Annotated in this window: 19 protein-coding genes; 7 read left to right on the plus strand and 12 right to left on the minus strand. The window is 70.3% G+C overall.

Going from position 1 to position 20,486, the window contains the following annotated elements:
* Positions 1–118: 118 nt before the first annotated feature.
* A complete protein-coding gene (locus tag K7C20_RS18650) occupies positions 119–943 on the plus strand; it encodes a maleylpyruvate isomerase family mycothiol-dependent enzyme (protein ID WP_053209190.1) in 825 nt (274 codons plus the stop codon).
* Positions 944–1,110: 167 nt separating this feature from the next.
* On the opposite strand, the gene K7C20_RS18655 is transcribed toward K7C20_RS18650, so the two are convergent.
* The 3 genes from K7C20_RS18655 to K7C20_RS18665 all read right to left on the minus strand — a co-directional run bounded on the left by K7C20_RS18655 (position 1,111) and on the right by K7C20_RS18665 (position 4,175).
* Positions 1,111–2,364 (minus strand): MFS transporter, encoded by a 1,254-nt coding sequence (locus K7C20_RS18655; protein WP_048828650.1) that lies wholly within the window; start codon positions 2,362–2,364, stop codon positions 1,111–1,113.
* Between the two features lie 89 nt (positions 2,365–2,453).
* Positions 2,454–3,137, minus strand: a complete 684-nt coding sequence (locus K7C20_RS18660) for a GntR family transcriptional regulator (RefSeq protein ID WP_030075605.1) — start codon at positions 3,135–3,137, stop codon at positions 2,454–2,456.
* A 165-nt stretch (positions 3,138–3,302) separates the two neighbouring features.
* Positions 3,303–4,175, minus strand: a complete 873-nt coding sequence (locus K7C20_RS18665; RefSeq protein WP_053209202.1) for a GNAT family N-acetyltransferase — start codon at positions 4,173–4,175, stop codon at positions 3,303–3,305.
* A gap of 208 nt (positions 4,176–4,383) precedes the next feature.
* On the opposite strand from K7C20_RS18665, the gene K7C20_RS18670 reads away from it, so the two are divergent.
* Positions 4,384–4,560, plus strand: coding sequence for a hypothetical protein (locus tag K7C20_RS18670; protein WP_167352513.1), 177 nt, complete (start codon positions 4,384–4,386; stop codon positions 4,558–4,560).
* 27 nt (positions 4,561–4,587) lie between these two features.
* On the opposite strand, the gene K7C20_RS18675 is transcribed toward K7C20_RS18670, so the two are convergent.
* The 5 genes from K7C20_RS18675 to pdhA all read right to left on the minus strand — a co-directional run bounded on the left by K7C20_RS18675 (position 4,588) and on the right by pdhA (position 9,724).
* A complete protein-coding gene (locus K7C20_RS18675) occupies positions 4,588–5,010 on the minus strand; it encodes a VOC family protein (RefSeq protein ID WP_030075607.1) in 423 nt (140 codons plus the stop codon).
* Positions 5,011–5,061: 51 nt separating this feature from the next.
* Complete coding sequence (locus K7C20_RS18680; RefSeq protein ID WP_053209189.1) at positions 5,062–5,919, minus strand: helix-turn-helix transcriptional regulator; 858 nt, start codon at positions 5,917–5,919, stop codon at positions 5,062–5,064.
* Positions 5,920–5,991: 72 nt separating this feature from the next.
* Positions 5,992–7,500, minus strand: coding sequence for a dihydrolipoamide acetyltransferase family protein (locus K7C20_RS18685; RefSeq protein ID WP_053209188.1), 1,509 nt, complete (start codon positions 7,498–7,500; stop codon positions 5,992–5,994).
* A 23-nt stretch (positions 7,501–7,523) separates the two neighbouring features.
* Entirely contained in the window at positions 7,524–8,507 is a 984-nt protein-coding gene (locus K7C20_RS18690; RefSeq protein WP_030075611.1) for an alpha-ketoacid dehydrogenase subunit beta, read from the minus strand.
* 2 nt (positions 8,508–8,509) lie between these two features.
* Entirely contained in the window at positions 8,510–9,724 is a 1,215-nt protein-coding gene (pdhA, locus tag K7C20_RS18695; RefSeq protein WP_030075612.1) for a pyruvate dehydrogenase (acetyl-transferring) E1 component subunit alpha, read from the minus strand.
* Positions 9,725–10,051: 327 nt separating this feature from the next.
* Here pdhA and K7C20_RS18700 point away from each other — a divergent pair, with 327 nt between their 5' ends.
* From K7C20_RS18700 to K7C20_RS18710, 3 genes are all read left to right on the plus strand, one after another.
* Entirely contained in the window at positions 10,052–10,711 is a 660-nt protein-coding gene (locus K7C20_RS18700; RefSeq protein ID WP_030075613.1) for a response regulator, read from the plus strand.
* 127 nt (positions 10,712–10,838) lie between these two features.
* Entirely contained in the window at positions 10,839–11,255 is a 417-nt protein-coding gene (locus tag K7C20_RS18705; protein ID WP_030075614.1) for a pyridoxamine 5'-phosphate oxidase family protein, read from the plus strand.
* A 52-nt stretch (positions 11,256–11,307) separates the two neighbouring features.
* Positions 11,308–12,351 (plus strand): phosphotransferase, encoded by a 1,044-nt coding sequence (locus K7C20_RS18710; protein ID WP_053209187.1) that lies wholly within the window; start codon positions 11,308–11,310, stop codon positions 12,349–12,351.
* Positions 12,352–12,369: 18 nt separating this feature from the next.
* Here the strand turns inward: K7C20_RS18710 and K7C20_RS18715 are convergent, their stop codons facing one another.
* Positions 12,370–13,983: a protein kinase domain-containing protein gene (locus K7C20_RS18715; RefSeq protein WP_030075616.1), complete on the minus strand. Its 1,614-nt coding sequence runs from the start codon at positions 13,981–13,983 to the stop codon at positions 12,370–12,372.
* 311 nt (positions 13,984–14,294) lie between these two features.
* On the opposite strand from K7C20_RS18715, the gene K7C20_RS18720 reads away from it, so the two are divergent.
* Positions 14,295–15,962: a protein kinase domain-containing protein gene (locus K7C20_RS18720; protein ID WP_053209186.1), complete on the plus strand. Its 1,668-nt coding sequence runs from the start codon at positions 14,295–14,297 to the stop codon at positions 15,960–15,962.
* A 117-nt stretch (positions 15,963–16,079) separates the two neighbouring features.
* On the opposite strand, the gene K7C20_RS18725 is transcribed toward K7C20_RS18720, so the two are convergent.
* The 3 genes from K7C20_RS18725 to K7C20_RS18735 all read right to left on the minus strand — a co-directional run bounded on the left by K7C20_RS18725 (position 16,080) and on the right by K7C20_RS18735 (position 18,848).
* Positions 16,080–16,643, minus strand: a complete 564-nt coding sequence (locus K7C20_RS18725; RefSeq protein ID WP_209443905.1) for a bacterial proteasome activator family protein — start codon at positions 16,641–16,643, stop codon at positions 16,080–16,082.
* Between the two features lie 139 nt (positions 16,644–16,782).
* On the minus strand, positions 16,783–17,718 hold the full coding sequence (locus K7C20_RS18730; RefSeq protein ID WP_150127216.1) for a chromosomal replication initiator protein DnaA: 936 nt from the start codon (positions 17,716–17,718) through the stop codon (positions 16,783–16,785).
* Between the two features lie 152 nt (positions 17,719–17,870).
* On the minus strand, positions 17,871–18,848 hold the full coding sequence (locus K7C20_RS18735) for an NAD(P)H-quinone oxidoreductase (protein WP_030075620.1): 978 nt from the start codon (positions 18,846–18,848) through the stop codon (positions 17,871–17,873).
* 471 nt (positions 18,849–19,319) lie between these two features.
* Between K7C20_RS18735 and K7C20_RS18740 the strand changes: the two genes are divergently transcribed.
* Entirely contained in the window at positions 19,320–20,429 is a 1,110-nt protein-coding gene (locus K7C20_RS18740) for a potassium channel family protein (RefSeq protein WP_030075621.1), read from the plus strand.
* Positions 20,430–20,486 lie beyond the last annotated feature (57 nt).

Genomic DNA, 20,486 nt, shown 5'->3' on the forward strand with positions numbered 1-20,486 from the left:
CTGCGGCCCGGAAACATCGGCCTACGATGGTCATCCGAAAGCACTGCCGGGGTGCCCGTGCGCAGCGTAACTTAACTGCACAGACAGCAGCCCGCGTACGAACCGTCCGAGGGGTCCCGTGACCGTCCATCCCAGCCTTCAGTCCTCCATCGATGCCTGGACTCACTCCATAGAAGCGATAACCGAGCTGGTCACTCCGCTCGTCGAAGGCGAGTGGAACAGGGCGACGGGCCTCCCAGGATGGTCCGTTCGCGATGTGGTCTCCCATGTCATCGGCCTGGAATGCGAAATGCTGGGCGACCCGCGGCCGATCCACACGCTGCCGCGCGACCTCTACCACGTACGCACCGAGTCGGCGCGGCGCATGGAGGTGCAGGTCGACGTCCGCCGGCACCACACCGCGCCGGAGATGCTCAGCGAACTCGAATACACCGTCATCCGCCGCTCGCGGCAGCTGCGCAACGAGTCCCGCCAGCCGGACGCCGTGGTGCGCAGCCCGCTCGGCGAGGACCGTTCGCTGGAATTCGTGCTGCAGCAGCGGGCGTTCGATGTCTGGGTACATGAGCAGGACCTGCGCCGGGTGCTCGGCAAGCCCGGCAATCTCGACTCCCCCGGCGCGTATGTGACGCGCGATCTGCTGGTGAAGGTGCTGCCCGGCATCGTCGCCAAGAGGGCCCAGGCGCCCGCCGATTCCGCGGTGGTCTTCGACGTCAGCGGGCCGCTGGAATTCCTGCGCACGGTCCGCCTCGACGCCGAGGGCAATGCCACGATCGACGGCAGCGTCTCGCTCGGCCCGACCGTGACGCTCGCCCTGGACTGGGACACCTTCCACCAGCTGGCCTGTGGCCGGGTCCGTCCGGCGGCCGTCGCCGAGCAGATCAAGATCGACGGCGATCAAGAGCTGGCCCAGGCGATCCTGGACAACTTCGCCATCACGCCGTAGCGGAGAGGGGCCCGGTCGGGTCCCGGCGAGATGCCACGCCACCCGATGTCCTGGCCCTCGGCCGGTTGGCGCACGCGGAGTTGGCCCCGGAGTGAGCCGTTTCACGTGAAACAGCCCTGTCCGTTCCACGTGAAACGGACCGGCCGCCGACCGCCCGGCTCCCGGCCTCAGGCCGGCACGTGGACCGCCTCGACGCGGCTGACGACCAGCCGCTCGCGCTCGCGCCGTGCCGCGCGCCGACGCAGCCGCAGAATCTGAGAAACGCCGGTCGCTTCCAGGACGAAGACCGAGGCGAAGGCGATCCGGTAGTTGTCTCCGGTCGCGTCCAGCAGGACGCCGACGGCGAGCAGGGTCGTCATCGAGGCCGTGAAGCCGCCCATGTTGACGATGCCGGAGGCGGTGCCCTGGCGCTCCGGAGGGTTGGCGGGCCGCGCGAAGTCGAAGCCGATCATCGAGGCGGGGCCGCAGGCGCCCAGCACCGCGCACAGCGCGATCAGCAGCCTCATCGGCGCATGATCGGCCGGCCAGCACAGCACGAGCGCCCACATCAGAGCTGTGGCACCGACGGTGCCCAGTGCCAGCGGGGTACGGGCCGCGTGATGGCGGGCGATGATCTGGCCGTAGACCAGGCCCACCGCCATGTTGGAGAGCACCACGAGGGTGAGCAGTTCACCGGCGGTGCCACGGGACAGGCCCTGCGCCTCGACGAGGAACGGCAGGCCCCAGAGCAGCAGGAACACCATCGCGGGGAACTGGGTGGTGAAGTGCACCCACATGCCCAGCCGGGTGCCGGGCTCCCGCCAGGCGTCCATGATCTGACGGCGCACGAATCCGGCGCCGGTGTGCTCGGCGGAGGCGGGCGGCGGCTCGAAGCCCTCGGGGTGGTCCTTGAGGAAGAGCAGCAGCACGACCAGTACGACGATGCCGCCGGCGGCACTGGAGGCGAAGGTCGGGGTCCAGCCGAAGGTGTGCAGAAAGCGGGCGAGGACGAGCGTGGAGACCAGATTGCCCGCCATCCCCACCAGCGCGGCGATCTGCGCGATCATCGGACCACGGCGGGCCGGGAACCACCGGGAGCCCAGCCGCAGCACGCTGATGAACGTCATCGCATCCCCGCAGCCGAGCAGTGCCCGCGAGCCGAGCGCCATGGCGTACGACGAGGAGAGGGCGAAGCCGAACTGGCCGACGGTGTAGAGCACCACGCCGAGGGTCAGCACCTTCTTGGGGCCGAGCCGGTCGACCATCAGGCCGACGGGGATCTGCATCCCCGCGTACACCAGCAGCTGAAGGATGGAGAACGTCGACAGCGCCGAGGCGTTGATGTGGAAGCGCTGGGCGGCGTCCAGACCGGCGACGCCGAGGCTGGTGCGGTAGGTGATCGCGACGAAGTAGACCGCAACGCCGATGCCCCAGACGGCCATCGCCTTACGGCCGCCGGGCGGATCGGCGGGCAGCAGCCGGGCGGAGCCGCCGCCTATGCCGGAGCTGTCGGCGCTGTCGGTACCACCGCTCATCGCGCGTCCCCCTGCGCGAGGTTGCGGACCCAGCTGACGTGCCGGTGCACGGCGTCGGTGGCGGCGTCCGCATCCCCTGCTCGCAGGGCTTCCAGGATCTCCGCATGCTCGGTGATGTTCTTGGCGATCCGGTCCGGGTGGGCATGCATCACCGCGACGCCCATCCGCAACTGGCGGTCGCGCAGCTGCTCGTAGAGCCGGTCCAGGATCTGATTGCCGGCGCTGCGCACAATGGCGGCGTGGAAGGCGCGGTCGGTGACGGAGACGGCGGCCAGATCACCGGATGCGGCCTGCTCCCGCATCGTCTCCAGCAGCTCCGTCAGCTCGCCGGTCAGCGCCTCGGGCACGGGCACCGCCTTGGCCGCGGCATGCTTCTCCACCAGCAGCCGGGTCTCGACGACATCGGCGATCTCCTGCGCGGAGACCGGCAGCACCAGCGCGCCCTTCTTGGGGTAGAGCTTGATCAGCCCCTCGACCTCCAGCCGCAGCAGCGCCTCACGGACCGGCGTCCGTGACACCCCCACGGCGTCGGCCAGCTCGCCTTCGGTGAGCAGCATCCCGCCCTCGTAGCGGCGGTCCAGGACGGCGTCCTTGATGTGTGCATAGACCCGCTCGGCGGCGGGCGGCTGCTTGGCGGCGGGCACTCTGGCAGGAGCGGTGGGCGTGGCGGCGGAGGGCATGCACACAGGATAGATACAACAGGTAGGCGCACGGCAGTGCATTCCGCGATGCGGACAAGGGTGCGGACATGTGCCCTGGCAGGGGCGCTATGGACCCCGCCCCCACGACTGAACGGCGGCCGGGCGGCGAGGCGGGCCCCGGCCGGCCGCCGCCCGGCCGCGCCGTCAGCCCGGCATCCGCCCCTGGGCGATCAACCGGTTCACGACCTGCGCATGGGCGGGGGCACAGCGCTCCCGCGCCTCCCGGCGGTCGAACCAGGCGAACTCGGCGATCTCCCGGCCGGGGGCCGGTGCGATGTCCTGCGGCCCGCCGGTGAAGCAGGTCATATGCAGCCGCCGGCCGCTCTTGCCATGGGCGACGTCATGGATGACGAACGCCTCCGACAGCTCCTCGGCGGGCACCACCAGGCCGAGTTCCTCGTGGAGCTCACGCGAGAGCGCCTCCCGTGCGGTCTCCCCGGGCTCGTACTTGCCACCCGGGAGGTAGAACGTGTCATTCCCCCGCGTCCGTACGCTCAGCAGCCGCCCGTCGCGCAGATGCAGCCAGCTCACCGACTTCAGCGGCGCGGCACGCTCCAGGGAGATCAGCGGATGGCCGGTCTCCTCGTCCGTCCGCCGTCCCCGCTCCGTGAAGCCCAGGTACGCGTAGAAGCGTCGGGCCCGGCCGTTGCCCTCGAAGACCTCCAGGGCCAGCGCCCCGTGCAGCGCCGCCGCATGTTCCAGCAACTCCCGCCCGACGCCGTCCCCTTGGGCCTCCGGGGCCACGAACAGTCCGCCGACCTCGGCCCCCGGACCGCCCCCGTCGCCCTCCCCGGGCCCGCCGTGCAGCAGTCCGAGCAGCCCGACGACGCTGCCCGCACGCTCGGCGACCCAGTTCTCCGCCTGGACGAGGTACACCTCGCGGAGGACCCGGGCCCGCTCCCCCTCGCCCTCCCCGTCGATGAACGGGTGCGCCTGCCGCACGGCCCGGGACCACAGATCGGTGACCGCGTCCTGGTCGGAGGCCCGATAACGCCGAATGATCATTTCGCTGCTCATGCGGCCGACCGTAAACAGCACGGCCGGGGGCGGCAAACCCTTTCCGCGCCGGGCCCGGGACTCTGTCGAAAGGGGGACCGCAGAGGGATGTCGGGTCCGCCTCAAGTCTGACAAGAGTCCATACCTGCCGCGTACGGACCGGCGCGGATCCCATGGGTGAATAGAGGCAGGGAGCCGGGGAGGCTCCCACATCCAAGGGGAGTTGACCATGCAGCCCAGGACGAACGCCGGCCGCCGTACGCGGAACACCGTCGTGCTGGCATTGATCGTCGCCGGCCTGTGGGCGGGCGTCGCACTGACCCGCGGCGCCTCGCACCCCGACGACTCCGTCCCGGTCGGGCCGGTGGGACACTTCAGCCGCGCGGTGGAGCTCATCCGCGGCTGACCGGGGCGCCGGGCGCCGCCCGGCCTGCTAGGCCTTCCGCGGCTCACCGCGATAGGTGCCGAACGACCAGCGGTTGCCCTCGGGATCGCGGGCGCCGAAGCCCCGCGAACCGTACTCGGTGTCGGTCAGCTCATCGGTGATCTCCGCGCCGGCCGCTCTGGCGCGGGCACACAGCTCGTCGGGGTGGTCGGTGACGACGTAGGCCCCGAACGTCCCCGGCCGCAGCGGCCAGCGGTCCTCGTCCGCGTCCTTGACGGAGCCGAGCATGATCCCGCCGCCTTCCGGCCAGCAGAGCTGGGCGTGCTCGACGCGCTCGCCCTCCCCGTAGACCACGGTCTCCTCGAAGCCGAACGCCTCGACCAGGAAACGGATCAGCGCACGGGCGTCGCGGGCCCGCAGCGTCGGCCATACCTGGGGCGCGGGGGTGGTGTCGGACAGGTTCTCGGGCATGGTGGCCGGACCTCCTAGGCCGGACAGGCGGCCCCTGGTGAGCCGCTGGCCTCAGCATTCCTCGATGGCATCCCCGGGAGCTTGGACGTTTCGGAACTCCTCGGTGAGCCATTGGCTGGGCGGGCAGCCGGCCAGCGAGCGGAACTCCCGGGCGAGATGGGCCTGGTCGAAGTAGCCGCAGCGCACGGCCAGATCGGCCAGCAGCGGCGGGGCGCCCGAACGGACCGCGTCACCGAGCAGCCGGCGTGCCCGGTCGAAGCGGATGACCCTCGCGGCGGTCTTGGGCGTCAGACCGGTCTCCTGCCGGAAACGGGCGGTCAGATGGCGGGTGCTCCAGCCGACGTCCTCGGCGAGCGCCGTCACCGGTGCGGTGCCCCGTGACCGGGCCAGCAACCGCCAGGCGCGGACGACTTCCGGCACCGGAGCGGCGCCGAGGCCGCGCGGTTCCCGCGACAGGCAGCGCAGCAGATAGGCGTCCAGCAGCGCAAACCGTTCCGGCCAGCTGCGGGCCGTACGCAGCCGTTCCCCGAGGTCCGTGCCCTGCCGTCCGAGCACCGCATCCGCGGGGAGGTCGATGCTTGCCAGCTCTCCGGCGGGCAGCCCCAGCAAGGCGCGGGCGCCCAGCGGGTGCAGGCCGACCTGGATCCCGGACTGACGGCCCTGGTGGGTGATCAGCACGGGGCTGGTATGCAGACCGCCGATGAGGGTGTCGTAGGTGCCGGGGGCCTGCCCGGGGTCGGGGTGGCCGGCCAGCGTGAGCGGCTCGTCGAGGGTGAAGATCAGGGTCAGCCGTGGCGAGGGAAGCCCACGGTGCCGCCCCGGTGGGACCCCGGCCTGCCGGTATCCGGCGTACGAGCTGACGTACGGCCGGAGCGGCGGCACGGGGCGGGCGAGCGGATGCTCGTCCACGAGGCCTGGGCGGTCCCGAGGCGGTGTTTCACGTGAAACACCGCTCCGAACCGCCCGGCCCCGCATCCTGGCTCATCCCCAGGTGATCAGACGCTTGGGCCGTTCCAGCACGGCCGCGATGTCCGCGAGCAGCTTGGAGCCCAGCTCGCCGTCGATGAGCCGGTGGTCGAAGGACAGCGCGAGGGTGGTCACCTGGCGCGCCTTCACCTTGCCCTTGTGGACCCACGGCTGGAGCTTGACCGCCCCGAAGGCGAGGATTGCCGACTCCCCCGGGTTGAGGATCGGCGTACCGGTGTCGACGCCGAAGACGCCGACGTTGGTGATGGTGACCGTGCCGCCGCTCATCGCGGCGGGGGAGGTCTTGCCCTCGCGTGCGGTGGCGACCAGCTCGCCCAGTTCCGCGGCGAGTCGGGGGAGCGTCTTGACTCCGGCGTCCTTGATGTTCGGGACGATCAGCCCGCGCGGGGTGGCCGCCGCGATCCCGAGGTTCACGTAGTCCTTGTAGACGATCTCCTGACGCGCCTCGTCCCAGGACGCATTGACCTCCGGGTGGCGCTTGATGGCGACCAGGAAGGCCTTGGCGACGAGCAGCAGCGGGTTGACGCGCAGCCCCGCCATGTCCGGGTCCTGCTTGAGTTCCTGGACGAGCTTCATCGTGCGGGTCACATCGACGGTGATGAACTCCGTGACGTGCGGCGCGGTGAAGGCGCTCTGGACCATCGCCTGCGCGGTGGCCTTGCGTACGCCCTTGACCGGCACCCGCCGCTCGCGGGCGGCCGCATCGACGATGCCGGGCTCGGGGGCAGCCGCCGGAACGGCGACCGGCCCGGCGGCCTCGGCCGGGGCGGCCGGGGACGGCGCCGCTGCCGGGGCGGCCGCCGCATGGACGTCCTCGCGGGTGATGATGCCGTCCGGCCCGGTGGGGGCGACCGCTGCCAGGTCGATGCCGAGGTCCTTGGCGAGCTTGCGCACCGGCGGCTTGGCCAGCGGCCGCCCGGCGGACCTGGCACCGGCGCCGTTCGCGACCGGAGTCACCGGAGCGGCCGCGGGCGCGGCGGGAGTGATCGACGGGGCAGTCGTCGGTGCGGGGGCGGCCCGCCCGTTCAGCTCCGCCTGGAGCGCGGCGCTCACGGGCTCCGGCTGGGCCGGCACCGCCGCCTGGGGCTTGCGCGCCCGGCGCTTGGTCGAGGACGGCGCGGCGCCGTAGCCGACCAGCACCGCCTGCCGGCCCTGCGGCTCGGCGTCCCCCGCCTCGGACGCGGCGGCCTCCTGCGGCGCCTGCTGCGCCGCCGGCGCCGCTGCGGGCCCGGCTCCGGGATCGGTGTCCACAGAGATGATGACGGTGCCGACATCGACGGTGACGCCCTCGCCGAAGTTCAGCTCATGCACCACCCCGTCGTAGGGGATGGGCAGCTCCACGGCGGCCTTGGCGGTCTCGACCTCACAGACGACCTGGCCGTCGGTGACGGTGTCGCCCGGCTTGACGTACCACTTGAGGATCTCGGCCTCGGTGAGCCCCTCGCCCACATCGGGCATCTTGAACTCGCGGAAGCGCTGAGCATTGGCGGTACTTGCAGTCATGGTCACGAACTCTCCTCAAACCCTCAGTACGCCAACGCACGGTCGACGGCGTCGAGCACCCGGTCCAGCCCCGGAAGGTACTCGTCCTCCAGACGGGAGGGCGGATACGGGGAGTGGAAACCGCCGACCCGCAGGACCGGGGCCTCCAGGTGGTAGAAGCACCGCTCGGTGATCCGGGCGGCGATCTCCGCACCCGCACCGAAGAAGACCGGGGCCTCGTGGACGACGACCAGCCGGCCGGTCTTCTGCACCGACGACTGCACGGTGTCGAAGTCGATCGGGGAGAGCGAGCGCAGGTCGACGACCTCGAGCGACTTGCCCTCCTCGGCCGCGACATTGGCGACGTCCTGGCAGACCTTGACCATCGGGCCGTAGGCGGCCAGCGTGAGGTCGGAGCCGGTCCGGGCGATCCGGGCCTTGTGCAGCGGGTCGGGGATCGACTCGGTGTCCAGCCGCGACTTGTCGTGGTAGCGGCGCTTGGGCTCGAAGTAGATGACCGGGTCGTCACCCGCGATGGCCTGCTGGAGCATCCAGTAGGCGTCGGAGGAGTTCGAGGGAGAGACGATCTTGAGGCCCGCGACATGCGCGAACAGCGCCTCGGGGGACTCGGAGTGGTGCTCGACCGCGCCGATGCCACCCGCGTACGGGATGCGGATGACGACCGGCACCTTGACCTTGCCCAGCGCACGGGCGTGCATCTTCGCGAGCTGGGTGACGATCTGGTCGTAGGCGGGGAAGACGAAGCCGTCGAACTGGATCTCGACGACCGGGCGGTAGCCGCGCAGCGCCATACCGATCGCGGTGCCGACGATGCCGGACTCGGCCAGCGGGGTGTCGATCACCCGCTCCTCGCCGAAGTCCTTCTGCAGGCCGTCGGTGACACGGAAGACGCCGCCGAGCTTGCCGACGTCCTCGCCCATGACGAGGACCTTGGGGTCGGCCTCCATGGAGGCACGCAGCGACTCGTTGATCGCCTTGGCAATGGTGATCTTCTCGAAGACGGCCATGGTCAGTTCCCCTCCGCGACGGCATCGGCGTCGGCGAACGACGCCTGGTACGCGGCGAACTGCGCGCGCTCCTCATCGACGAGCGCATGCCCGTCGGCATAGACATTCTCGAAGATCGCCATGTCGTCCGGGTCGGGCATGGCACGAACGGCGTCGCGGACCCGCTTGCCCAGCGCCTCGCTCTCCTCGTCGATCGAGGCGAGATACGCCTCGTCGACCAGGCCCTCGGCCTCCAGATACGTCCGCAGCCGCAGGATCGGGTCCTTGGCCTCCCAGGCCGCCCGCTCCTCGTCCGCCCGGTACTTCGTCGGGTCGTCGGAGGTGGTGTGCGCGCCCATGCGGTAGGTGAACGCCTCGATGAGCATCGGGCCCTGGCCGGTGCGCGCCCGCTCCAGCGCCGCCTTGGTCACCGCCAGACAGGCCAGTACGTCATTGCCGTCGACCCGTACACCGGGGAATCCGTAACCGCGGGCGCGCTGGTAGAGCGGCACCCGGGTCTGCTTCTCGGTGGGTTCGGAAATCGCCCATTGGTTGTTCTGGCAGAAGAACACGACCGGGGCGTTGTAGACCGCGGAGAAGGTGAAGGATTCCGCGACATCTCCCTGGCTGGAGGCGCCGTCACCGAAATAGGCGATGACCGCGGAATCCGCGCCGTCCTTCTGCACTCCCATCGCATAGCCGGTCGCATGCAGTGTCTGCGAACCGATGACGATCGTGTAGAGGTGGAAGTTGTTGCTGTTGGGGTCCCAGCCGCCGTGATTGACACCGCGGAACATGCCCAGCAGATTCGTCGGGTCGACGCCACGACACCACGCCACACCGTGCTCACGGTAGGTCGGGAAGACATAGTCGTCGTCGCGCAGCGCACGGCCGGAGCCGATCTGGGCGGCCTCCTGGCCCAGCAGCGAAGCCCACAGGCCCAGTTCGCCCTGGCGCTGGAGAGTGGTCGCCTCGGCATCGAACTTCCGCGTCAGCACCATGTCGCGGTAGAGCCCGCGCAGCTCGTCGGCGGAAAGATCGATCGAGTAATCCGGGTGCTCGACCCGCTTGCCTTCGGGGGTCAGCAGTTGTACGAGCTGGTTCTGCTCCGCCTCGGGCCCACCGGAGTTCCGGGTCTTGGCCGGGGACGCCTTCTTGGCCGACGTCGCCTTTTTGGCGGTGGTGCGCTTGCTGCTGCCGCGGGCGTTTTTCCGCTGCGCAGTGCCTTCCACGGTCACGTGCTGCTCCTCCGTCTGTCCGGCCCCCGGGGTCCGCCGGTGGCCGTATTGCGGCTCACCCGGTATCCGATACGGCGCACGGGGTGTGTGCGAACGCGGCCGGATCCGGGTGGAACAAAGCTCCCGGACAGTGGCCTGCTCATTGCACGTTACCCATTGTCAAAGCCGAAGTGGAAACGGCGCTGACCTGCGATTTTGCTTGGATTTCCAAGTAAATCGCTAAGGCTTGGAACAACTCCTGGTCACAGCGTTGCAGGCCGCCGGGACAACGGCACGTTATATCGCTGACCTGGAGCACGGGAAGGGTTGATGTGTGAGACTGATGAGGTGCGCGAAGACGGAAAAATCACGGTATTCCTGCTCGATGACCACGAAGTTGTCCGGCGTGGCGTTCACGAAATGTTGTCGGTCGAGGACGACATCGAGGTGATCGGCGAGGCGGGTACCGCGGCAGATGCCCTGGTCAGGATCCCGGCGACGCGTCCCGACGTCGCGGTGCTCGACGTCCGGCTGCCGGATGGGAGCGGTGTCGAGGTCTGCCGCGAGATCCGTTCGCAGGACGAGGACATCAAATGCCTGATGCTCACCTCGTTCGCGGATGACGAGGCCCTTTTCGATGCGATCATGGCCGGTGCGGCCGGGTATGTCCTCAAGGCCATTCGGGGTAACGAGCTGCTCTCCGCGGTTCGCGACGTGGCGGCCGGCAAGTCGCTGCTCGACCCCGTGGCCACCGCCCGGGTGCTGGAGCGGCTGCGCGACGGCAACGCCCCGAAGGGCGACGACCGGCTGGCGAGCCTCACCGACCAGGAGCGCAGGATCCTCGATCTGATCGGCGAGGGGCTGACCAATCGCGTCATCGGCGAACGGCTCCATCTCGCCGAGAAAACGATCAAGAATTATGTCTCCAGCCTGCTGTCCAAGCTCGGCATGGAGCGCCGTTCCCAGGCCGCCGCGTATGTCGCGCGGATGCAGGCGGAACGCCACTGAAACAGCATGTCGGCAAAGAGGAACCGGTAACGCTCTGCCCGGCTCATGGCGATTCAGGACCATCGTCCCTGTTCCTCGGGGCTGCCGGCCTCTACTTGCCGACCGGACCCACCGGCAAGGTGGTGACATGCCCACCGACAACTACCGTGCCATCGAGCTGCTGAGCCGCACGCCCTACGGGCGCGTCTCGGCCAGTCGGCGGGCGCTGCCCTTCACCACCGTCACCCGCCATCTCATCCTGGACGGGCGGCTGATGCTGCGGCTGCACCGCGGCTACGACTACCACCAGGCCCTGGACGGCAGCGTGGTCGCCTACGAGGCCGACAACGTCAACAGCGGTGAGCACGACACATGGTCGGTGCAGTTCACCGGCACCGCCCGGGTCGTCGAGCCCAGCCCGGCCGAGCGCGAGCTCTTCGGCCGCACACCCCGGCTGGCCGACGGGGTCCCCTTCGACCCGGTTTTCCTGCGCATCGAGCCCGAGTTCGTGACCCTGCACTACCTCACCGATGTGCCGGTCTTCCGCTATGTGCACTCTGCGTGAATCCATGCGGTACACCCACTCCGACGGGCGCAGTTGATCTAACATCTGGCGCGTGCTGCGCTCATCTGTAGTCCGGACGGCGGCGACGCCCGACAGAGACACTCTCGGATCCCTGCTCCGCCACTACACCGGCGCCGGCGCGCCGCTGTCCTGCGAACCCGTCGCCGAGGGCCTGCTCAACCACGGCTACTTCCTCGCCACCACGCGCGGCCGCTACTTCCTCAAACACCACCTCGACGGCGACCGCGCCGCCCTCACCCGCCAGCACCGCGCCGGCCGCCGGCTCGCCGCGCTCGGCCTGCCGGTCGCCCCGCCCGTCGCCGACGCGGACGGCCGGACCGTCACCGTCCTCGACGGCCGCTGCTACGCCCTGCACCCCTGGGTCGAAGGCCACCACCTGGGCGGCGCCGCACTGACCCGCGGCCAGTCCTGGCAGCTCGGCGCCCTGCTCGGGCTCGTGCACACCGCACTGGAGCAGGTCATGGCCGACGAGCCGCATCCGCCCCGGCCGCCGTGCGCGGACGCCGCCGCCGACCCCGAGCGGACCTTCGAGATGATCGACGAACTGCTGGCGCTGGCCCGCGGCGCCCGCCCGCGCACCAGCTTCGACGAACTCGCCGAACACCGTCTGCTGGAGCGCCGGGCCCTGCTGGCGCAGCATGCGCACCATCGCCCCGCCCCGGGTGCGGAACCCCCGGCGGGCTGGGTGCACGGCGACTTCCACCCGCTGAATGTGCTCTACCGCGACGCGGAGCCGACCGCGATCGTCGACTGGGACCGGCTGGGCGTCCAGCCCCGCGCCGAGGAGGCGGTACGCGCCGCCGCGATCTTCTTCGTCCGCCCCTGCGGCACGCTGGACCTGGCGAAGGTGGCGGCGTACGCGGGCGCCTACCGCAGGGCCTGCGGAGCCGGGGCCGAGGAGCTCGCGGCAGCCGTCCACCGGGTGTGGTGGGAGCGGCTGAACGACTTCTGGATGCTCACCTGGCGCTACCAGCTGGGCGACCGCCGCACCGATCCACAGTTCCCGGCGGCGGCCGCACTGGCCGTGTGGTGGACCCGCGAGTACCGGGCCGTACGGAACGCCTTCACCCGCTGAACCGGGGCGGCGCGCCGGTCAGCCGGTCGTACCGAGCGAGGTGCCGGAGTCCGCGCCGCTGCCGGCGGTGGCCCCGCTGTCCGTGCCGGTGGACGTCCCGCCGTCGGCGGCGCCACCGTTCGCGGCGCCCCCGTCATCGGTGCCACCGTCCGTGGGACCACCGTCGGTCGTGCCACCGGTGTCGTCGGTGGGCGGCTCGGACGTCGGCGGCTCGGACGTCGGCGGCTCCGAGGTGGGCGGCTCGGACGTCTCGGGCGTACTGGGCTGCTCAGGCGGCGGCTGGCTGTACGTGCTGTCGTCCTCGCCCGTGTCGCCGGGGTCGGTCTCCGGGGTGCTGGGCTCCTCCGAAGGCGACTCGCTCGCCTTGTCGTCCTTCGTCGGCTTCGGCGACTGCGACGTGGGGGTCTCGTGCTTTTTGCCCTGGCCCTCGGTGTTCTGTATCGCGTAGGCCACACCCATGGCGATCGCGATCACCGCGAGCGCCGCGATCAGCCAGATCTTGCCGCGGCCACCCTTGCCCGGCCGGGGACCGCCGTCGAAGCCGCCGTCGTCATCCCGCATTCCGGGGGTCAGAATCGGCTGCGCCGTGGTGCGGCCGGCGTCGGAGTGCGGCAGCGCGGTGGTGGCCGCCGTGCCCATGGGCGTGTGACCGCCCTCGTGCAGGGCGACCGGGCCGGTGTTCCAGGTGCCGGTGTGACCGCCCTGCTCGTGCAGCATCTGGAGCGAGTACTGGACCAGGCCGCGCATCTCCTCGGCGGACTGGAACCGGTCGTCGGGGTCCTTGGCCAGCGACCGCATGACCAGGCCGTCCAGCTCCGGCGGCACCGCGTTGGCGACCTCGGACGGCGCCACCGGCATGTCCTGGACGTGCTGGTAGACGACCGACAGCGGGGTCTCGCCGGTGAACGGCGGCCGCAGCGTGAGGAGTTCGTAGAGCAGACAGCCGGTGGCGTAGAGGTCGGAGCGGGTGTCGACGGTCTTGCCGAGCGCCTGCTCCGGGGAGAGGTACTGGGGGGTGCCCATGACCATGCCGGTCTGGGTCATGGTGGACGCGGCGCCGTGCAGGGCACGGGCGATGCCGAAGTCCATGACCTTGACGGCGCCGCTGTTCGTGATGATCACGTTCGCGGGCTTGATGTCACGGTGCACGATGCCGTGCTGGTGGCTGTAGGCCAGCGCCTCCAGCACACCGGAGACGATGATCAGCGCCTGGTCCGGCGGCGGGGCATCGGCGTTGAGCAGCAGATCGCGGATGGTGTGGCCCTCGACCAGCTCCATCACGATGTACGGCACGGTGTTGCCGCCGACCAGGTCCTCGCCGGAGTCGTAGACCGCCACCACCGCGTGGTGGTTCAGCCCGGCCACGGACTGTGCCTCACGCGTGAAGCGGGCCTTGGACACCGGGTCCTCGGCCAGGTCGGCGCGCAGCAGCTTCACGGCGACGGTCCGGCCGAGACGTACGTCCTCGGCCGCGAACACCTCCGCCATGCCACCGCGGCCGAGCCGATGCGTGAGCCGGTAGCGGCCATCGCCGACCAGCCCGCCATTGCCCCACATCTCCGGTGCGTCGGGGATATTGGAGCCGGTGGCGTCAGGATCGGACGGGCCCTGTGGGCTCTGCGTCGGTGCCATCGGTCCTCGCCGTCGAATCGATCCGCATGAGAGCGGTAGGGTCATCGGTCTTCGCTAGAGCACGCTACAGGTTCCGCGGCACCCGCCGGTCCGTCGTGGACCGGCCATCAAACCTGCCGGAAGCCACGAGTCGCAAGTTCACCAGGGGTGATCGGGCGCGCAAAAGCCTCACGGCCGTGACGGGATCTTGCACATCTGGTCACGGAACGGGCACACAGCTTGACGTGTCCGAGGCCTGGGGCAGACTTGGCTGCGGAATTCCAGATTTTGATCGCTCTACGTATGTAGTGCGCCTAGGGGGAAGCGGAACGATGAGCCAGGACGGCGCTCAAGGCCAATTCGAGGGCCGTTCGGTCGGCGGAGGACGTTACCAGCTTCGTGATCTTCTGGGCGCCGGTGGCATGGCCTCCGTGCACCTCGCCTACGACAGCGTGCTTGATCGCGAGGTCGCGATCAAGACCCTGCATACCGAGCTCGGTCGCGAGCAGGCCTTCCGTGAGCGCTTCCGCCGCGAGGCCCAGTCCGTGGCGAAACTCACGCACACCAATATCGTCTCGGTCTACGACTCCGGTGAGGACGAGCTCGACGGCGGCATGGTGCCGTACATCGTCATGGAGTACGTCGCGGGCCAGCCACTGCGCTCGGATCTGGACACCGACATTGCGCAACTTGGCGCGATGCCGACGGAAAAAGCCTTGAAGATCACGGCCGATGTGCTGGCCGCGCTCGAGGTCAGCCATGAGATGGGCCTGGTCCACCGCGATATCAAGCCCGGGAACGTCATGCTGAACAAGCGTGGCGTCGTCAAGGTCATGGACTTCGGCATCGCCCGCGCCATGCAGTCCGGTGTGACGTCGATGACGCAGACCGGCATGGTCGTCGGCACTCCGCAGTACCTCTCGCCCGAGCAGGCCCTGGGCCGCGGTGTGGACGCCCGCTCCGACCTCTACTCCGTCGGCATCATGCTCTTCGAGCTGCTCACCGGTCAGCTGCCGTTCGACGCGGACTCCCCGCTCGCCATCGCCTACGCCCATGTCCAGGAAGAGCCCCCGGTCCCGTCGAGCATCAACAGCTCGCTGCCGCCGGCCGTGGACGCGCTGGTGGCCCGGGCGCTGAAGAAGAATCCCAACGAGCGGTTCCCCACCTCCGAGGCGATGCGGGACGAGTGCCTGCGGATCGTCGGGTCCGGGCAGTCCGGTGCGACGCCGCTGATCATCGGCGAGGGCCCCAAGGCACGCACCAGCGGCTCGTCGGTCTCCTCCGCGGTGTTCCCCACCGCCTCCGGCAACCTTCACACCCCGGCCCCGCCGAGCGTGCAGCAGCCGTATCAGCCGACGCAGGCGGTCGGGTTCGGGCCCTCGACGCCCCCGCCGCCGAACAACGCCTACCCGACGCCGGTGCCGGGTCCCATCCCGGGGCCGGCACCGTTCAACTCGGGTGGCTTCCAGCCCCCGCCGACCTACACCCCGCCGCCCGTGACGGCGTCGATGCCGTCGGCCGGTGGCCCCGGCCCGCGGAAGAGCAACACCGCGGTGATCGTCGTCTCGGCGATAGTCGGCGTGGTCGTGGTCACCGCGATCGCGATCGGCATCGGTCTGAGCGCCGGCTCCGGCGACGACAACGGCGGTGATGTCACCCCGACGTCGGCGTACTCCGACACCTCGTCGCCGTCGCCCACCGAGAGCGTCCGGCCCGAGGACAAGTCGGCGACGATCCTGACGTCCGAGTGCACCAACCCCACCAAGAGCTACAGCGACAAGGGCAAGATCCTCATCCCTTCGTTCCGCTTCAAGAACCTCGACTCGGTGAAGAAGTGCATCGAGGCCGCGGGCTGGAAGTACAAGGTCGTGGGGCAGGAGGACAGCTCGATCTGGGGTAAGAACACCGTCACGAACCAGACCCCGGCCGCCATCAGCTGGTGGTACCCGAGCAAGTCCGACACCATCGAGCTGACCGTCTCGACCGGCCGCAGCGGCTGACGGCATACGGCCCACGGGCCTCCCGTGGACAGCGGAAGGGGCCGGCACGCGGAATGCGTGCCGGCCCCTTCTGTCTTCTGCAGGCTCTGGAGACAGTGCTAGGGGGTGTGTCTCTCCCTAGAGGTACGGGCCCGAGCGGGCGCCGCCCTGACCGGGGTGGCCTTCCTCGGCCTCCATCGGAACGGCGCCGGGCGGAAGGGCACGGCGCATCGACTCCAGCTGGGCGCGGGCGGCCATCTGCTGGGCGAACAGTGCGGTCTGGATGCCGTGGAAGAGGCCCTCCAGCCAGCCCACCAGCTGGGCCTGGGCGATCCGCAACTCCGCATCCGTCGGCACCGATTCATCGGTGAACGGCAGCGACAGCCGCTCCAGCTCCTCGACCAGCTCGGGCGCCAGCCCGTCCTCCAGCTCCTTGACCGAGCTGGCGTGGATCTCCTTGAGCCGGACCCGGCTCGCCTCGTCCAGAGGAGCGGACTTCACCTCCTCCAGCAGCTGCTTGATCATGCTGCCGATGCGCATGACCTTCGCAGGCTGTTCGACCATGTCCGTCACGGGGGTCTCGCGGGACTCGTTGCCGTCGTCCCCGCCACCGGAGCCGGTGCTGCCGAGTGCCATGCCGTCCGGGCCGACGACCAGGACGTGCGAATTCTCCTGCGACCGTTCATTCATCGGCATATCCATGCCGCCATTCTCTCGTACGAGGGGTCATGAAGGGTGGTGCCCCTGAGAGAAGGTGATCCACCCCTCTGGGCGCACCCGGCTGCCGTGGTTTCACGTGAAACAACGGATTCCCACCGTTTCACGTGAAACCACCGAAAAATCAGCTCCGACGCAGCCGCAGGGCGAAGAAGGCCAGCCCCAGACCTGTCAGAGCAAGGCCGGCGCCCATCGGAAGGACCCGCTCGACCGGTGCGCCCGGGCCTTCCATGGCATAGGGACTCGCCGTGGCGGCCGATTCGCCATCCGTGCTGTCCGGTGCAGAGCGCGCCTCCTCCTGCGGGACGGCAGGGCTCGGGAGCGGCGGCAATGCCTCGTAGGGGTGCTGGATGAGCCGGTCCGCGGCATGGAAGCGGTGCGAGGGGGACGGCCGTGCCGGGGTCCCCTCGCTCGCGTGGGGTGGGGGCGCCGAGGGCTTGTGGTGCTTCGGTGACGGGGCACGCCGGCCAGGCCGGGGGTGCGCACGGTCGGCGTCGGGAGCGCTCGCCCCGGCGGACGGCCCATGGTGACCCGGACTCGGGTAGTACACGTCGTCGTCGCGACCCGGGAAGGGGTACCGGGGCGCGTCCGGCCCGATGAAGGAAGGGTCGAACGGGTGAAGCGGGCGGTGGTGCCACCGCCCGGGCCCACGAAGCCCGCCGAAGTGGTGGTGCGGAGGCCGGTGCGGGAAGCCCGGAACGGCGTCCGGCAGGCCGGGGAAGCGGGGCGGCAGCTCCGGGAGGTGCCCCGGGGCACCCGGATGGCCGGGGTGACCGTGGTGGCCGCGGCGCGCTCCGGCACCCCGCCCGTCGCCCGAGCGGGGGTCTGCCCCATAGTCGTCGGACCCGTAGCCGTCGAAGTCGTAGTCGCCGGGCCCGGTGTCTTCCTGCACATAGTCCTCGGGCTGATCGCCCGGGCGGGCGAGCTGCGGGGGGCGGTCGACCGGTGTGGCCCGCCGATCCGCAGCCGCTGCGGAGGCGGCTCCTATCGGTACGGGCAGCACGACGGCGGCCACCAACAGACCGGTGGCAATGCGCGAACGGAAACCTGGAGCGACCACAGTGCCCCTCCCGTGCCGAGCCGTCGAGTGACCACCCCAGCGTCACATGTGATGAGATTCACGGCATCTCGGACATATCAGCCGGGTTACTCGGCGGGAAACGCGGGAGGGGCGCAGGCGGCGCGGGCTACGGGGCGGGGCGGCTGGCCGGCTCAGACCGTCAGTACGACCTTGCCGATGTGCGTACTCGCCTCCACGATGCGATGCGCCTCGGCGGCCTCCGCCAGCGGGAGCGTACGGTCCACGATCGGCCGCACCTGGCCGTTGCTGATCAGCGGCCAGACGTGCTCCCGTACGGCGGCGACGATGGCCGCCTTCTCGTTCAGCGGGCGGGCGCGCAGCCCGGCGCCGGTGATCGCGGCGCGCTTGGCCATCAGGGCGGCGAGATTCAGCTCCGCCTTCACCCCGCCCTGAAGCCCGATGATCGCCAGCCGTCCGCTGACCGCCAGCGCCTTGACGTTCCGCTGGAGATACTTCGCGCCGATGATGTCGAGGATGACGTCCGCGCCCTTGCCGTCGGTGGCCTTCCGGATCTCCTGGACGAAGTCCTGCTCGCGGTAGTCGATGAGGATGTCCGCCCCCAGCTCGGCACAGCGGGCCAGCTTCTCGGGGCCGCCCGCGGTGACCGCCACCCGCGCGCCGACCGCCTTGGCGAGCTGGATCGCCATGGTGCCGATGCCGCTGGCACCGCCGTGGACCAGCAGCGTCTCGCCGGGGCGCAGGTGCGCGATCATGAAGACGTTCGACCAGACCGTGCACGTCACCTCGGGCAGCGCGGCGGCGGAGACCAGGTCCAGGCCGTGCGGCACCGGCAGCAGCTGCCCGGCCGGGACGGCAACCTTCTCCGCGTATCCGCCACCCGACAGCAGCGCGCACACCTCGTCACCGACGGCCCAGCCGTGCACGCCGGATCCGAGCTCGATGATCCGCCCCGAGCACTCCAGACCCGGATAGAGGGAGGACCCGGGCGGCGGATCGTAGAAGCCCTGGCGCTGGAGCAGGTCGGCGCGGTTCACGGCGCTGGCCGCGACCTCGATCAGGACCTCGCCCTCGGCGGGCTTCGGATCGGGCACGTCCGCCCAGACAAGTGCTTCGGGGCCACCGGGCTCGGGGATAGTGATCGCTCGCATGGGCGCGAGGCTACTCGTCGTCCGCGCACGGGGCGACGGTGCGGGGGCCGACGGCTACGCCCGGGTCGGCCACCGGACCCCGCATGACGTGCGGTTATCCGTCCTCCCGCGGCATCGGGGCGACGCCGCTGCGGGGGAACCGGGGACCGGCGGGTGCTGGACATGCCGCAGTGCGCGGGCCGGCCGGCCCGGTGCGGCACCTCGGCCAGGGCATCTCGTCGCCCCGCCGCCACGTGCCACTCCACCGGGTGAGCACCCCGGCATTGCCCCACCACGGCTCCTCTGCCGGCGATATCAACGCTCCATGATCAAGACGTCCGCCCGCGCCTTCGCCGGCGCGGCACCCCCTTACCGCCGGTCGCCAATTCCCTCCACGGCTACGGGCGCACCGGCGCCTGCATGCCCGAGCATGGGAGGCATGCCCCCTACGCAGACCGTCGCAGCTCACACCGTTCCGGGAGGGTCGGCCGGATGAGTGACGCGCAGCAACCGCGCCGCGAGACCGGCAGATTCCCGATCCTCCGCTCCCTCTGGTCCCGCACACGGACCGAGGCCAAGGACGACACCGAGGCCGGCCGCTCCATCGTCCTGCCCGCCCAGGGCATGGCACCGCCGCTCCAACAGGTCCTGCGACGGCTTGTCATGGCGCTCGGGGTACTGGCCGTCACGACGCTGCTCGTCTGGTTCGACCGCGACGGATACCGCGACAACGCCCACCAACAGGTCGATTTTCTCGGCGCGGCCTACTACGCGACCGTCACCCTCTCGACCACCGGCTACGGCGACATCACTCCGGTCAGCGACAGCGCACGGCTGATCAACATCCTGGTCATCACACCGCTCCGCGTACTGTTCCTGATCATCTTGGTCGGCACCACGCTCGAAGTCCTCACCGCACGCACCCGGCACCAGGTACGCATTCACCGTTGGAGATCCCGTATGCGAGATCACGTCGTCGTCATCGGCTACGGGACGAAGGGCCGCCACGCCATCGAGACCCTGATCGTCCAGGGCATCTCCAAAGAGAAGATCGTCATTGTCGACCCCCAGAAGTCGGTCGTGGACGCCGCCAGCAGCGACGGCTTCGTGGGGGTTCACGGAGACGCCACCCGCTCCGACACTCTCATCAGAGCCGAGTTGCAGCGCGCCGCGCGCGTGGTCGTCGCGACCCAGCGCGACGACACCGCCGCCCTGGTCACCCTGACGGCACGGCAGCTCAACAAGCACGCCTCCATCGTGGTGGCGGTCCGGGAGGACGAGAACGTACCGCTGCTGAAGCAGAGCGGCGCCGATCTGGTCATCACGAGTTCGAGCGCGGCAGGGCGGCTGCTCGGTATGTCCATGGCCAGCCCGAACGTCGGCACGATCCTGGAGGATCTGCTGACCTACGGGAACGGTCTGGATCTCGACGAGCGGCCGGTGACGAGGAGCGAGGCAGGCCGCTCCCCCCGCGAGCTCCAGGATCTGGTGGTGGCGGTCGTTCGGGGGCACCGGGTGCTGAACTACACCGACCCGCAGGCCGCAAAGCTCGAACTCACCGACCGTGTGATCACCATCAGGCAGGCGGTACCGAGCAGCTGACGGGGGCTCGGTGGACGGGAGCGCGAAGCGGACGGCGGACCGAAGGGGCGGGCGGCT

Origin of the sequence: Streptomyces decoyicus (genome assembly GCF_019880305.1) — a bacterium.
Classification (GTDB): domain Bacteria; phylum Actinomycetota; class Actinomycetes; order Streptomycetales; family Streptomycetaceae; genus Streptomyces; species Streptomyces decoyicus.

Coding starts and splice junctions, on each gene's coding strand:
- K7C20_RS18655 (WP_048828650.1), bottom strand. CDS start 2,364: ATGGCCGTCTGGGGCATCGGCGTTGCGGTCTACTTCGTCGCGATCACC.
- K7C20_RS18660 (WP_030075605.1), bottom strand. CDS start 3,137: ATGCCCTCCGCCGCCACGCCCACCGCTCCTGCCAGAGTGCCCGCCGCC.
- K7C20_RS18665 (WP_053209202.1), bottom strand. CDS start 4,175: ATGAGCAGCGAAATGATCATTCGGCGTTATCGGGCCTCCGACCAGGAC.
- K7C20_RS18670 (WP_167352513.1), top strand. CDS start 4,384: ATGCAGCCCAGGACGAACGCCGGCCGCCGTACGCGGAACACCGTCGTG.
- K7C20_RS18675 (WP_030075607.1), bottom strand. CDS start 5,010: ATGCCCGAGAACCTGTCCGACACCACCCCCGCGCCCCAGGTATGGCCG.
- K7C20_RS18685 (WP_053209188.1), bottom strand. CDS start 7,500: ATGACTGCAAGTACCGCCAATGCTCAGCGCTTCCGCGAGTTCAAGATG.
- K7C20_RS18690 (WP_030075611.1), bottom strand. CDS start 8,507: ATGGCCGTCTTCGAGAAGATCACCATTGCCAAGGCGATCAACGAGTCG.
- K7C20_RS18705 (WP_030075614.1), top strand. CDS start 10,839: ATGCCCACCGACAACTACCGTGCCATCGAGCTGCTGAGCCGCACGCCC.
- K7C20_RS18715 (WP_030075616.1), bottom strand. CDS start 13,983: ATGGCACCGACGCAGAGCCCACAGGGCCCGTCCGATCCTGACGCCACC.
- K7C20_RS18720 (WP_053209186.1), top strand. CDS start 14,295: ATGAGCCAGGACGGCGCTCAAGGCCAATTCGAGGGCCGTTCGGTCGGC.
- K7C20_RS18725 (WP_209443905.1), bottom strand. CDS start 16,643: ATGGATATGCCGATGAATGAACGGTCGCAGGAGAATTCGCACGTCCTG.
- K7C20_RS18735 (WP_030075620.1), bottom strand. CDS start 18,848: ATGCGAGCGATCACTATCCCCGAGCCCGGTGGCCCCGAAGCACTTGTC.
- K7C20_RS18740 (WP_030075621.1), top strand. CDS start 19,320: ATGAGTGACGCGCAGCAACCGCGCCGCGAGACCGGCAGATTCCCGATC.